General features: G+C 45.2%; 11 protein-coding genes and 1 pseudogene. 8 read left to right on the top strand and 4 right to left on the bottom strand.

The annotated features are described in order from the left end of the window. Positions 1–54: 54 nt before the first annotated feature. Positions 55–1290 (bottom strand): homoserine kinase, encoded by a 1236-nt coding sequence (locus tag RCH20_RS08730; protein WP_327193305.1) that lies wholly within the window; start codon positions 1288–1290, stop codon positions 55–57. Positions 1291–1479: 189 nt separating this feature from the next. Here RCH20_RS08730 and hisF point away from each other — a divergent pair, with 189 nt between their 5' ends. The 8 genes from hisF (at position 1480) to RCH20_RS08770 (ending at position 10534) form a co-directional block, all read left to right on the top strand. Continuing rightward, a complete protein-coding gene (gene hisF, locus RCH20_RS08735; protein WP_327193306.1) occupies positions 1480–2262 on the top strand; it encodes an imidazole glycerol phosphate synthase subunit HisF in 783 nt (260 codons plus the stop codon). A gap of 114 nt (positions 2263–2376) precedes the next feature. Further along, positions 2377–2898 carry a 6,7-dimethyl-8-ribityllumazine synthase gene (gene ribH / locus RCH20_RS08740; protein ID WP_327193307.1) on the top strand — a complete coding sequence of 174 codons (522 nt, stop codon included), beginning with the start codon at positions 2377–2379 and terminating at the stop codon, positions 2896–2898. 259 nt (positions 2899–3157) lie between these two features. Further along, positions 3158–4411, top strand: coding sequence for a transcription antitermination factor NusB (gene nusB, locus RCH20_RS08745; RefSeq protein ID WP_327193308.1), 1254 nt, complete (start codon positions 3158–3160; stop codon positions 4409–4411). A 2-nt stretch (positions 4412–4413) separates the two neighbouring features. Continuing rightward, complete coding sequence (thiL, locus tag RCH20_RS08750; protein ID WP_327193309.1) at positions 4414–5532, top strand: thiamine-phosphate kinase; 1119 nt, start codon at positions 4414–4416, stop codon at positions 5530–5532. Between the two features lie 3 nt (positions 5533–5535). Continuing rightward, positions 5536–6114 carry a phosphatidylglycerophosphatase A family protein gene (locus tag RCH20_RS08755; RefSeq protein WP_327193310.1) on the top strand — a complete coding sequence of 193 codons (579 nt, stop codon included), beginning with the start codon at positions 5536–5538 and terminating at the stop codon, positions 6112–6114. 318 nt (positions 6115–6432) lie between these two features. Continuing rightward, positions 6433–7815, top strand: a complete 1383-nt coding sequence (glmU, locus tag RCH20_RS08760; protein ID WP_327193311.1) for a bifunctional UDP-N-acetylglucosamine diphosphorylase/glucosamine-1-phosphate N-acetyltransferase GlmU — start codon at positions 6433–6435, stop codon at positions 7813–7815. A gap of 297 nt (positions 7816–8112) precedes the next feature. Next, positions 8113–9957, top strand: a complete 1845-nt coding sequence (gene glmS / locus RCH20_RS08765; protein WP_327193312.1) for a glutamine--fructose-6-phosphate transaminase (isomerizing) — start codon at positions 8113–8115, stop codon at positions 9955–9957. A gap of 148 nt (positions 9958–10105) precedes the next feature. Continuing rightward, positions 10106–10534: a TnsA endonuclease N-terminal domain-containing protein gene (locus RCH20_RS08770; protein WP_327193313.1), complete on the top strand. Its 429-nt coding sequence runs from the start codon at positions 10106–10108 to the stop codon at positions 10532–10534. 194 nt (positions 10535–10728) lie between these two features. Here RCH20_RS08770 and RCH20_RS08775 read toward each other — a convergent pair. From RCH20_RS08775 to RCH20_RS08785, 3 genes and pseudogenes are all read right to left on the bottom strand, one after another. Further along, positions 10729–11118, bottom strand: a pseudogene (locus tag RCH20_RS08775) (integrase core domain-containing protein); the annotation flags it as partial. Between the two features lie 320 nt (positions 11119–11438). Continuing rightward, positions 11439–11633: a 3-hydroxyacyl-CoA dehydrogenase NAD-binding domain-containing protein gene (locus tag RCH20_RS08780; protein WP_327193314.1), complete on the bottom strand. Its 195-nt coding sequence runs from the start codon at positions 11631–11633 to the stop codon at positions 11439–11441. Between the two features lie 194 nt (positions 11634–11827). After that, complete coding sequence (locus RCH20_RS08785) at positions 11828–13414, bottom strand: BCCT family transporter (RefSeq protein WP_327193315.1); 1587 nt, start codon at positions 13412–13414, stop codon at positions 11828–11830. Positions 13415–13481: the final 67 nt, after the last annotated feature.

Raw genomic sequence — 13481 nt, forward strand, 5'->3', positions numbered from 1 at the left:
GGTTAAGAATGTATGGTTTTATGACAAATAAGTTTAGTAATATGGCAATAATATTTATAATAGCTGATCCAGGGTACATTCTTGAATAATCAGCTTGCTGTGGTCAGTTTGCTTGCTTTGGTCAGTTTGTAAGCGTTCCAGCGCTTGCTGTGCTTGCTTGCTGGTACTAAAAATACCTTGTATTTGATCATTAGCTTGCTCAGTATTTAGCAGCACAAATACACTACCTTGCGCCTTTTCAACGTGTGCCCAATGATAAGCAGCCAGTCGTTTCATCAGGTCAGGATTTTTGACCATGATATTGTCACCAGTGCGCCCTTCAGTACGGTTGTAATGAATGACGTTGAGACGCAGTAGCCAAAAGATGACGGCTGCTTTGGCCAGCATCACTGGTAATGCACGCTGCTCATCGGCGCCAAGCGTTCTTTTAGACTCATAGCCTTGAAGAAAAGCCCGCATTTTTTGGCGATCAAACGCTACCGACTCACCTTGCTCAGCGCCACCCCAAGTGGTACAAAAATCGTTGATCGCAATGGCAATATCCATCACATAATGATCAACGCTAACCTCAGTAAAGTCTAACAGACCTGTAAGGCGCTCGTGGCCTTTTTGACCTTTATTTAATGGTAAGTCCCACAAGGTATTATCCGCAAACATATCTAAATGACACAGCCCTTTTGGCAATATCGCCAATGGCAAATCAGTATAAGACTGCCAAATATCGCTCATCAACTTGGCCTCGTCGCTCGGCATAAACTGCATTTCGCGATCACGCACTTCAGCCCAAGGATACAGCGCCACGCCATAATCTTCGGCAGGCTGTAACTCTTGTAGCGTTTCGTGCAATACCGCTAACGATGCGCCTATTTCATGACACATGCTTTGGGTGGTTTGCTCAGGATGTGTGCCTGCTAGACAGGGCACTACCGTAATTGCTTTATCTTCGTAATGCATCACATAGCGTTTGTTGTCACTTGCATTACTTTTATCATTCAGACCATCATTATTAATATCAAAGCTTGACTCGACAATAGGCAAGGGTGCGGCAACCGCTAATTTACCATTTAGCTGGTTTAAAATAACCGCCATCTTTTCAATATCACTGGGTGGCCGCTCTTCAAATAGAGTGAATACATAAGAGTAATCACCCTCAGCATCGGTTGTTGTCTGAATAAACCAGTTGGAGTTTTTTATCCCTTGGGTAATAGGAATCGCACGAACGAATTGGACGCCAAAGCTTTGACAGAATGCGGCAAATTGATCATCGGTTAACTGGGTATAAACAGACATGACATCTCACTTAGGACAATTAGATAGAAAGTTAAATAGGGCAATTTCAGCAGGTAATGGCGACAATCATGCTATGTATTAATAAACTTTAGCAAAAAAGGCATTAATTTGGCGAAAATATGCCTGATATAGCGGCGATTTTGCTAGACTAGCGCCTACGAATGAATTGATTATAAGGTGAAAGCCCCTATGTTAGCAAAGCGTATCATTCCTTGCTTGGATGTCGATAATGGCCGCGTGGTTAAAGGCGTGCAGTTTGTTGATATTAAGGATGCCGGTGATCCTGTCGAAGTGGCAAAACGCTACAACGAACAAGGTGCCGATGAAATTACCTTTTTAGATATTACGGCAACCAATGATGAGCGAGACACGACTTATCATACCGTTGAGCGTATGGCAGAGACCGTGTTTGTCCCGCTAACAGTTGGCGGCGGCGTGCGTAAAATCGCCGATATTCGCAATCTGTTGAATGCAGGCGCGGATAAAGTGGCCATTAATTCAGCAGCAGTATTTACTCCTGAGTTCGTTGGTGAGGCGTCACAAAAATTTGGCAACCAATGTATTGTGGTCGCTATCGATGCCAAGCGCGTTGCTGATATTAACGTCAATGGTATTATAATCCCGCGTTGGGAAATTTTCACCCATGGTGGACGCAAACCAACGGGTATTGATGCCGTTGCGTGGGCGCTAAAAATGGCTGATCTGGGCGCCGGTGAGCTGTTGGTCACCTCGATGGATGGCGATGGTACCAAAAAGGGCTATGACTTAGAGCTTATGAAGCAAATTACTGAGCAAGTAAATATACCCGTGATTGCCTCAGGTGGCGTGGGCAACCTGCAACATTTAGCTGACGGTGTTCTCAAAGGTGGCGTTGATGCAGTGCTTGCAGCCAGTATTTTTCACTTCGGTGAACATACTATTTCTGAAGCGAAGCACTACATGGCAAGCCAAGGGATACAGATGCGCTTGTAAAAAAATGCTATTATAGCGTTAACCACTTATTTTCATTTATCTAGCCCTTCGATAATCAATAAAATGAATCACTTAACTTAACAAATACTTCTATCTAGAATCAAGGATACTCCCATGTCAAATTTACAACAGCAACGCGATGCCGTCACTCATATTGACGGCAATTTACACCAAAATACCGACGCCCGTATTGGTATCGTCGTCACCCGTTTTAATGGTTTTGTTGTAGAGTCATTGGTTGATGGCGCCATTGATGCACTACTACGTCACGGTGTTTTAGGCAGTAATATTACCGTCATTCGCGTACCTGGTGCTTTTGAATTGCCACTAGTTGCCCAGCGTGCTGCTGAATCTGATCGTTTCGATGCGATCATTGCTTTAGGTGCCATTATTCGTGGTAGCACCCCGCATTTTGATTTTGTCGCCAACGAGTCAGCAAAAGGCTTAAGCAATGTCGCTACCGACTATAATATTCCCGTTGCTAATGGCGTCTTGACGACTGACAGCATTGAACAAGCGATTGAACGTGCGGGCACCAAAGCGGGTAATAAAGGCTCTGAAGCAGCAATGGTTGTACTTGAAATGATTGCGGTCTTATCACAATTAGATATTGATGATAGTAGTGATGACGCTTAGTTTTTTTAAAAAGCTAAATCAGATCGAGGCTGTTGGATTGAGACTTTTAATAATAAAGGTTTTATTAGAGGTCTCATCATATGCTGACTTTAGGAATATGCCTAGAAGTGCTGTACCTAGGAATAAAGTCAGCATATGAGCTTTACTATTTAGCGGTTGTAAACTGCCAGCTGATTATCTATACCCTTTCGACACATTTTTTATTTTAAAACTTTTTATTTTAAAAATTTTTATTTCAAAACTTAGGTATTGACCCCCTATGACTGACCAACTCAAGCGCGCCATTAGCGCTGCGAAAACTGCACAAACCGATTCTGAACAGGCTGAAGCTATTAGTGTAGCAAGCAGTAGTGCGGGTGACCAAAACTTCGATATGAGTGAGTCTTCTTATAAGACCAGTCACACCGCTATCCGTAAGGCGCGGCGCTTTGCCATGCAAGGCTTATATGAATGGCTGATCACTGACCACCGCTTTGATAACAACGGCAAGCTCGGTTGGAAGGCCAATGCACCGAATGATATCGCAGCACGTACACGCGCAACCAATGCTATGCATACAGTACACCTGGGTTATTATCATGAAATGATGCATGACATTCCAGAGCAGATTGAATCGCTAAATGCACTTATCACCCAGCATCTAGACCGTGAAATCGATAAGCTAGATACCGTTGAGCATGCTATTTTACTTATTGGTGCTTATGAGCTGCAAAACCGCTTAGAAATTCCTTATAAAGTGGTCCTTGACGAGGCGATGAAGCTCAATAATCATTTTGGGGCAACTGATGCCCATAAGCTGATTAATGCGGTATTGGATAGAATGGCAGTAGAACTGCGTGCTGCGGAAGTACAGGCCGATATCAAAGCCAATCTACGTACCTCACAAAAAGCCTCTATTAAGCAGACAAAGGTAGGAAGTGATGGGTCTCAAGTGAACACCACTGAAGATGTAGCTGGAACTGAAGCCACGCCAACCGCTTCAACGAAACCACGTATCAGCGCCAATAATACTAACGTTAAACGTAACCGTCCTAATAAGGCCAATGCCGGCATGACTAACGCTAAAGCAGCGATTAAAGACCGTGTCAAAGCAGTCAGCACTGAACCACTCATTGCTGAAAATACAGATGATGCGGTAGTCAATGATACGGTAGTCAGCACTGACCCTATTATCGATAACGCTAATACTTTGGCCGATTCAGAAAGCAGCATTGCAAAGAGTGACGTTTTAGAAAGTAAAATTTCAGAAAATGACGTGACAGATAGTGTTGAATCCAGTGTTGAATCAAGCCATCCCGATTCAGTGCACGTTGAAGCTGATAACTCTGAAACAGTTATCACTGAGTCAGCTGATAGCGATGCAGATAGCATAGATTCAGACAGCATAGATTCAGACAGCGTTAAATCAGACGACACTAAAGAAAATGCCAATAGGTTGACCGATACAGAGTTAGATAGCAGCGATTTGAACAGCACTGATATGAATAGCACTGATGAAAAAAGTAACGACTAACTATGAACGAGTTTGAGCTGATTGAGCAAATATTCCTCCAGTTACAAGCCGATCAGCCACTACCTACTGATATTGAAAAGGGTATCGGTGATGATGCGGCAGTAATGTCGTTACCGGCTGGGTCACGCTTGGTTAGCTGTGTTGACACTTTAGTGCAAGGTCGGCACTTTAACGCTGATTGGCAACAAGTGCAGCAGTTAGCATTTGCTATTGGTTATAAAGCAGTAGCGGTCAACGTCTCAGACCTTGCTGCTATGGGTGCGACGCCGCACAGTATCTTGCTGGCATTAGCATTACCTGAGCGCCTTGCGAACCAAGCATGGTTGACCGAGTTTGCCAAAGGCTTATTTCATGCCTGTCAGTTATTCGGTGTCACCCTGATTGGTGGTGATACTACCCGTAATGACAGCCTAATACTGAGCATCAGTGCGCAAGGATTACTGCCCGCTGACACGCCAGCGGTCTATCGCTCAGGGGCCAAGGTTGGTGACAAGGTCTACGTTTCAGGGTCACTTGGTGATGCCGCTTATGCTTTACAGCATCCTGATAATGGTGTTGGTATTGAGCTTGCGCATCGACTACATATGCCGACACCACGTATTCAGCTCGGTATCGCTTTGGCGCAAATTGGCGCGACAGCGATGATTGATATCTCTGATGGTCTGTACCAAGATCTAAGTCATATCTGTCAGCAGAGTAAGGTCAGTATGCGTCTCAATATCGAGCAACTGCCAACCAGCACGCCATTATCAACCATTAGCCTAACTGAACGCTTACTGTGCCAGCTAACCGGTGGTGATGATTATGAATTGGCATTTACTCTGCCTGCCGATGTCGCCCCACCTCTTAACAACACCTCCATAAGCTGTATCGGTGAGGTTATTGCGGTAGCGAATCAGGTTGATATTACAACTACTGATTTTACCGCTACTGACTCTGAAGTTAAAGATTCTAAAGCTACTGGTTTTAAAGTTGCTGGCTCTGAAGTTACAGACTCTACAAAAAATATAGTATCGCCGCATCCAGTGTTGTTTTATCAAGGTCAAGCAGTAACACCAACCCAACCCTCGCCCTTTACCACGTGGCCGACTCTGACTGGTTACCAACATTTTGCAGGTTAACCCATGACTGACAATCTATCTAAGCCCGATATTAGTCAAGCCAACGACTGTCCACCGCTACCAGCTCATGCCAGTGGCCTTGATCGTATTGTCTATTGGCTAGGTCTTGGGCTGGGTAGCGGCCTACCACGCCGTGCGCCAGGCACTTGGGGTACGGTTGGTGGGCTTATAATCGCTATACCGCTGATGAGCTTGGGCTTTGTGCCGTTTTTAATCATTACTCTCTTATCTTGTGTGATTGGCATTTGGATATGTGGTCGCACCTCCAAGCTGATGGGCGGTCATGATAATCCACATATCGTTTGGGATGAGTGGGCGGGTATATGGATTACCCTATTGCCGTTTTCTTATATGGGCGTATCGGTGGCCAACTTTTGGCACGATGTGTCACAAAGCTTATCTATTATTGCGATCGTTATTGCTTTTGTACTGTTCCGCTTCTTTGATATTATTAAGCCCCCACCGATTAGCTGGGCGGATAAGAAGGTCGCTGGCGGTCTAGGTATCATGCTTGACGATATTATCGCCGGTATGATGGCAGCTGTAGTATGGATAGTGGTTATGTTGGCTATGCTGCTGTGAACGCCTTAATGTTAGGTTGGCTTTTTAGGTTAGTTTCCTAGCTCAAGGCATCTTATTGCATAGTTAAGCTTAGAAGATATAGTCAATGAACAGTAATATCGATACACAACCTACTGCTGGCATACGTTTTTCTTGCTTGCTGTGCCTACGCAGACAGAGGCTGCAAAAAGCTTATACCAGCAGTACCGTCGCGTTTTTAAGGTACTTTAACTATAGGTTACAAACCCTGCACGACTTAACATTTTTTTAAACCAATATTTACGTTATAATCCAAAATTATATTTTGTTACATCTATAAAGTGCTCTTTTAGGAATGCCATGACATCTTCTCTTTCTGTAATTATTCTGGCGGCCGGCAAAGGCACGCGTATGCAATCGGCTAAGCCAAAAGTGCTGCAGACCCTAGCGGGTAAGTCATTACTTGGTCATGTCTTAGACACCTGCCAGCAGCTCACAGTAGATGAAACCATTGTGGTACATGGATTTGGCGGTGAGCAAGTTCAGACAGCGATGACAGATCAATATGCGCAGGTATCAATTACCTGGGTCGCTCAGACTGAACAGCTAGGCACCGGTCATGCGGTAAAAGTGGCGCTAACCCAATTACCAAAAGAAGGTCAAAGTTTAATTTTATACGGTGATGTACCGCTGGTCAGCTCATATACTTTAACAAAATTACAAGCCGCCAATATTGATGGCATGTCGATGTTAACGCTGACAGTAGACAGCCCCTTTGGTCTTGGGCGCATTAAACGCGATCAAGCTGGTAATATCGAAGCGATTGTCGAGCAAAAAGACGCTAGTGCTGCCGAACAACAAATCCAAGAGATTAATAGTGGCATTTACTGCGTTGATAATGCGTTGCTACATCAATATTTGCCAGAACTGTCTAATGATAATGCTCAGCAAGAATACTATCTGACCGATATCGTCAAGATGGCGGTGGCTGATGGTATTAGTATTGCCGCTATTGAGCCTGAGCATACCTTTGAGATTGAAGGCGTCAATAACCGCCAGCAGCTGGCGAGCTTAGAACGGTCATGGCAAGGGAAGTTGGTCTATGACCTACAAGTAGCGGGCGTACAGTTTGCTGATCCTACTCGAGTCGATATTCGTGGTAGTTTAACGGCTGGGCAAGATGTGTTTGTAGACGTCGGTGTAGTGTTCGAAGGTGACTGTACCTTGGGTGATAACGTCTATATCGAAGCAGGCTGTGTTATCAAAAACACGCAAATCGGTAACGCCTGTCACATCAAACCTTATTGTGTTATCGATCAAGCCCAAATCGGTGCAGGCGTTGATATTGGTCCTTTTGCTCATCTGCGTCCTGGTACCGTTTTAAAGGATAGCAGTCGCGTTGGTAATTTTGTTGAGATTAAAAAATCCACTATCGGTAATGGTAGCAAGGTCAATCACTTGAGTTATATCGGTGACGCCACCATTGGCACTGGTGTCAATGTCGGTGCTGGCGTGATTACTTGTAATTATGACGGGGTCAATAAATCGCAAACTATCATTGAAGATCAGGCCTTTATTGGCTCGAATAGCAGCCTAGTTGCTCCAGTTACGATTGGAAAAACTGCAATAGTAGGTGCAGGATCGGTGATTACTAAAGATGTTGACGCTAATGCCTTAGCACTTGGGCGCGCTCGACAAGTGCAAAAGGAAAACTTCAAACGTCCGACCAAAAAATCTAAATAATAAAACAAAGTTAAAATTGTTTAAATAACCTTAAGCAGTGCGGCAATTAACTTGTGGTGCTGCTTAGTAGTATATTGGGTAGCCATTACCCTACTCCCTCTGTTCATAAAAACATTACTTGATGACCATTTTTATAACTATAGTCAATGAAAAGTAATATCGATACATAACCTACTGCTGGTATACGTTTTTCTTGCTTGCTGTGCCTATGCAGACAGAGGCTGCAAAAAGCTTATACCAGCAGTACCGTAGCGTTTTTAAGGTATTTTAACTATATATTTAATTTAAGGAATAGCCATGTGCGGAATTGTAGGTGCAGTTGCTGAGCGTAATATCGCCAATATCTTACTTGAAGGCTTAAAGCGCTTAGAATACCGAGGCTACGATTCCGCTGGTCTGACCGTTATTCGTGATGGTGAGTTACATCGCGAACGCCAAGTAGGCAAGGTAAAAGAATTGGTTGATGCAGTCGCCGTAAACCCAGAATTTTTTGACGGTCATATTGGCATTGCCCATACGCGCTGGGCCACTCATGGCGAGCCAGCCCAACGTAATGCTCATCCGCACGTTTCCGGCAAAATTGCCGTGGTACACAACGGTATCGTCGAAAACTACGCCGAGCTCAAGCAAGAATTAATGACAAAGGGCTACAAATTCACCTCGGAAACCGACACTGAAGTAGTGGCGCATCTGATTAACGACCTTTATCAACAGACTCCTGACCTATTAGAAGCCGTTCGGGCGGTCATTCCACTGCTACATGGGGCGTTTGCGCTAGGCATTATCCATGTCGATAGCCCAGAAGAATTAATTACGGTACGTCTAGGTTCACCATTAGTGATTGGTGTGGGTATTGGTGAGAACTTTATTGCCTCAGATCAGTTGGCACTGCTGCCAGTCACTAACCGTTTTATGTACCTCGAAGAAGGCGATGTTGCCAAGCTTACTCGCAATAGCATCACGGTCTATGCTGAGGGCGTTGAAGTCAGCCGCCAAATTCATGAAATCGATGCCAAACAACACAACGCCGACAAAGGCGAGTTTAAGCACTATATGCTCAAAGAAATCTACGAGCAGCCCGACGCAGTCGCGCGAACGCTAGAGATGGCCATTGATAGTAGTGACACCTCTACTCTGCGTAAAGACTTTTTAGAGCGTCATGAAACCCAGTTGGCAGGCATTCGTAATGTACAAATAATTGCTTGTGGTACCAGTTATCACGCCGGTATGGTCGCTAAATACTGGTTTGAGAGTCTCACACGCATGCCTTGTTCAGTTGAAGTGGCCAGTGAGTTCCGCTATCGTAATCCTGTGGTAGTCGATAACTCACTAGTGATTTGTATCTCTCAATCTGGTGAAACGGCAGATACCTTATCGGCACTACGTGACACCCAAAAACATATGCCAGCAGGCCTAGTCAGCTTGGCATTATGTAATGTACCGACCTCCTCTTTAGTGCGCGAAACCGATATCTTCTTACCAACACTCGCGGGTCCTGAGATTGGTGTGGCGTCAACCAAAGCCTTTACCACTCAGCTTGCAGCTCTCATGCTATTAATATTAAAGGTGGGTATCGTTCAGCAGCGCATGACTGCCGAGCGCTTGGCCGCCCTGCTGGATGAACTACAGAAGCTACCCGGTCAGCTTCATGCTAGCTTAAACCTTGATGCCCGTATTAAAGAGATGAGTCAGCATTTTGAAGATAAGAAAAGCTGCCTATTTTTGGGACGTGGTTTACAGTTCCCGATTGCCTTAGAAGGGGCGTTAAAACTTAAAGAAATCTCTTATATCCATGCCGAAGGTTACGCTGCTGGCGAGCTTAAGCACGGGCCATTAGCGTTGGTTGATAAGGACATGCCTATCGTGGTTCTGGCACCTAAAGACAGCATGTTTGACAAGCTCAAAGCCAATATGCAAGAGGTACATGCGCGTCATGGTGAACTATTCATTTTTGCTAGTGAATCTAGCAAGATGCTCGCTGAGGAACGTATGCATGTGGTTTATGTGCCTGATGTCTGCGAGACCCTAGCGCCCATCGTTTACAGCGTGCCGGTTCAGCTATTGTCATATCATGTGGCGGTTATGCGCGGTACTGACGTCGATCAGCCACGTAACTTGGCCAAATCAGTGACGGTTGAATAATTAACAAGTAGAAAATATATATTTATGTACGCAAGTAATAAAGTATCATACTAAGTAATAAAGTATCATACTGAGTAATAAAGTATCATACTATTGATTATGACGTTTACCCCTGCTATTGTTAGTTCAATATTAGCAGGGGTTTTTTATGCTCTCAAAAAAACAAGAAAAGTGGCTTAAAGAAGGCAGAGGTCAAGGTGAGCTCGCCGATTATAAGCCTTGGATAAAAATCTCTGATATATCTTCATCAGGTCGTTCTCATAGAGTTTTCGGACATAAAACAAGACGAACTCATCATCTACTCTCAGATTTAGAGTTAGCTACATTTTTGGTTCTCGAATGGAGCTCTACAGTTCTTGATATTAGAGAGCAGTTTCCTCTTAATTACGACAATACTCTTATAATTGCAGAAGATAAGCAAATTAAGCATCCGAGCGTTAGAGGTGATATCCACATAATGACCTCAGACTTCTATGTAGTTAGTTCTAATAAAAATTATAGTCAGTTCGCATTACAAGCTAAATACTCAAAAGATTTAGATGACATTCGAACTATAGAAAAGCTGAGCCTTTCCTAAATTCTGTGTAAGTGTCAGTATAAGCTCAATAACAGTTACACAGAATCTGGGATGGTCTCTAGCTGACTGATTTTACGTGCTTAATATAAATCGAATGATACCTTTTTCTGCTTATCCAGTCCTTTCTAAATATATCGATATTGATAATAGTAATAATCGGAGTCTGTCAAGGTGGTTTTCACCGTCAAGCCCAATTAAGCCACTTGTAATCTCGTCTCTTGTGGCACTTTTACAGGGTTGAGTGTCGTCGGTCCTACAGGCTCACAGTTTCTAATATCTTGACACCCCCAACGTATCGGGTTTGCCTCTTTAGCTTGTTGCATCGTCTGTTTACGCTTTGCCAGTACTTGTCTATCCTCACCCGTATGGCGTTGATGGGGCGTCACAAAGTTAAGTCGGCTATGCTTATGCTCATAATTGTACCAGCGCGTGAAGCTCAGTACCCATACTCTTGCTTCCTCTAAGCTTTTAAAACCTTCAGTGGGCCAACTAGGGCGATACTTACAGGTTTTAAACAACGACTCTGCAAACGGATTATCGTTACTTACCCTAGGTATACTGTATGAGGTCACAACCCCAAGCTCATACGCTATCCATTATGACATTGGTGACGCGGGCAAAGCTTAGTGTTATTGATAATAAATAAGCTAATTAACCAAACGGGACACTAGGTCGTTATTTCACGTTCTACAACACAGAGCGAAAGCATCAGGCTCTGGATGACAGAACGCCTGATGATGTTCATTATTCATACGCGGACAAACTGGCTGTTTAACCGTGGAAGACACTTAGCAACCTGTCCGGTTTCCAGGGTCCATTTCTCTGTTCGACAACGCCAAGACCACCATGATTGAGCGCGATGCTTACGGCGAAGGCCGCCATCACTGGAATGCCACTCTGGTTTTTAGGTGGGATTACTGGTCAGGCTGCCTTTGGTGTTAAGTCGGGCCGAACTGGAAGAGATGCTTTGCAGACCCCGATCAAGAGTCAAAGCGTCGATCTCGTTCAAAATGACCTGAAAACCGGAAGTAGCGAAGGCCTGGGCAATGCCAAGGCTTATTTGTCCGGCGCCGATCACGCCGATGTTGATAATGCTCATAACGCATTCCTATTTATTGCGCTCAGAAGACCCTCATAAAAATCGGGCGCAAAGAATTCAGAGGCTCCGGTTGGGGGTATCTGAACTCAGTAAGGATTTAAAAGGCCGTCTGAACTGTCAGCCTTGTTGCACTGAGTTTAAGGCTTCAGCTCTGGCTCGGCGTTGGCGAGGTAATCCGGATTGGAGTTGAATACCTATTCTTTGCCGTCGTCGTATTGGTGTACCACTACTTCTTTGGCGAGAGCGCGTGGAGAGAGTTCGGCGCCAAAGTCACGGTAGGCCGAGCGAATCAAGGATGCAGACATGATAATGAGCACTGGTATCATCGGTAGCGCTACCAGGATAGTAGAGCTCTGAACCGCTTTGAGGCCGCCAACGGATAGCAGGCCTATACCAACCAAGGCAAGTATAAGGGTCCACAAGATACGATTCCATCTAGCAGGCTCCTGATAACCGGTGATTTCCTTGGTGCAGATCGATGCCAGCATGTAGGCAGAAGAATCTACGGTTGTAGCTAGAAACACAAAGCACAGCAATGTGAACAACGGGATGACCAGCCAGGCTACCGGCAAGGTTTTCAAGATCGCTACGACTGTTGCCGGTATGCCATCGCTGTTCAGAATCGCCTGCAGATCGACTGCACCACTAAGCTGCAGGTCAATAGCATAACCGCCCCAGATTGCGAAGAAGGCCCAGCAGCCGATGGTGCCCCAGACTACACCGTTGACGATGATTTCCTTAATGGTTCGACCGCGCGAGATACGGGCTACAAACAATCCCATCATAGGCGCGTAAGCGATCCACCAGGCCCAGTAGAAGATGGTCCAGCTCTCGGGGAAGCCACCCTTTGTCACCGGATCGGTCCAGAAATTAATGCGGAAAAAATTATCTAAGAATAATCCTACACTGTTAGTCCAGAGGTTCAACAGAAAGATAGTTGGCCCCACAATCAAGACGAAAAACAGCAGCAGAAAACCTAGCACCGCATTGATATTTGATAGCGTCTGAATTCCCTTGTTCAGACCGTTATAAACACTCCAGGCTATCATCGCGGTCCAGGCGGCCAGAATCCCCATCTGCAATCCAAACGAATCTGCCAGTCCGAACATCTCCTGAAAAAGAGCGGAAACCAACGGTACGGAAAGTCCCAGAGAGGTTCCTACACCACCGACAATTGAGAAGATCACAATGACGTCGATCAGCTTACCGATAGGGCCGTCCACCGCTTTGCCGAGGATGCCGCGGCAGGCTTCACTGAGGCGTAATACATTGACCTTGCGTACGTACAGAACATACGCCATAGGCAGGGCAGGCATCAAGTACAGCGCCCAAGGCACCACACCCCAATGAAACATCGGATACATGGCGGCCCATTCAGTTGCCTCGGTGGTGCCTGCCTCAATGCCTAAAGGTGGGCCTGATAGGAAGTAGAGCGGTTCTACAAAGGCCCAGTTACAGATTGAGATGCCGATGCCTGCACAGAACAGCATGGAAATCCAGGGAACGGTCTTGAACTCGGGCTGCTCGTCGGGTGCGCCCATTTTGATGCGCCCCAGAGGGCCGTATGCAAGCCAGACCATGAAAAGGAAACTGCCGATTCCGGTTAGCAGATAGAGCCAGCCGAAGGTGCCGGTGAACGAACTTAACAGTCCATCAACAGCGGCTTTTCCCGCCTCCGGATATAAAACAAGAGGAATACTTGCAGCCAAAATAGCAATTAGTGCAGTCCAGAAAATTACTGGGTCGATCGTTAATTTATTATTTCTTTGAATGGTATCCATTACCTTTACCTCGCACGTAGTCCTTTAGGGAGGGGTACCTCAAGTTTTATTAGTTATTGCTTGAGGT

Source organism: Psychrobacter sp. PL15 (assembly GCF_035984995.1).
Classification (GTDB): Bacteria; Pseudomonadota; Gammaproteobacteria; order Pseudomonadales; family Moraxellaceae; genus Psychrobacter.

Bases quoted from the DNA above. Each gene is read 5' to 3' on its own strand.
- RCH20_RS08730 (WP_327193305.1), bottom strand. From the start codon at position 1,290: ATGTCTGTTTATACCCAGTTAACCGATGATCAATTTGCCGCATTCTGT.
- hisF (WP_327193306.1), top strand. From the start codon at position 1,480: ATGTTAGCAAAGCGTATCATTCCTTGCTTGGATGTCGATAATGGCCGC.
- ribH (WP_327193307.1), top strand. From the start codon at position 2,377: ATGTCAAATTTACAACAGCAACGCGATGCCGTCACTCATATTGACGGC.
- nusB (WP_327193308.1), top strand. From the start codon at position 3,158: ATGACTGACCAACTCAAGCGCGCCATTAGCGCTGCGAAAACTGCACAA.
- thiL (WP_327193309.1), top strand. From the start codon at position 4,414: ATGAACGAGTTTGAGCTGATTGAGCAAATATTCCTCCAGTTACAAGCC.
- RCH20_RS08755 (WP_327193310.1), top strand. From the start codon at position 5,536: ATGACTGACAATCTATCTAAGCCCGATATTAGTCAAGCCAACGACTGT.
- glmU (WP_327193311.1), top strand. From the start codon at position 6,433: ATGACATCTTCTCTTTCTGTAATTATTCTGGCGGCCGGCAAAGGCACG.
- glmS (WP_327193312.1), top strand. From the start codon at position 8,113: ATGTGCGGAATTGTAGGTGCAGTTGCTGAGCGTAATATCGCCAATATC.
- RCH20_RS08770 (WP_327193313.1), top strand. From the start codon at position 10,106: ATGCTCTCAAAAAAACAAGAAAAGTGGCTTAAAGAAGGCAGAGGTCAA.
- RCH20_RS08780 (WP_327193314.1), bottom strand. From the start codon at position 11,633: ATGAGCATTATCAACATCGGCGTGATCGGCGCCGGACAAATAAGCCTT.
- RCH20_RS08785 (WP_327193315.1), bottom strand. From the start codon at position 13,414: ATGGATACCATTCAAAGAAATAATAAATTAACGATCGACCCAGTAATT.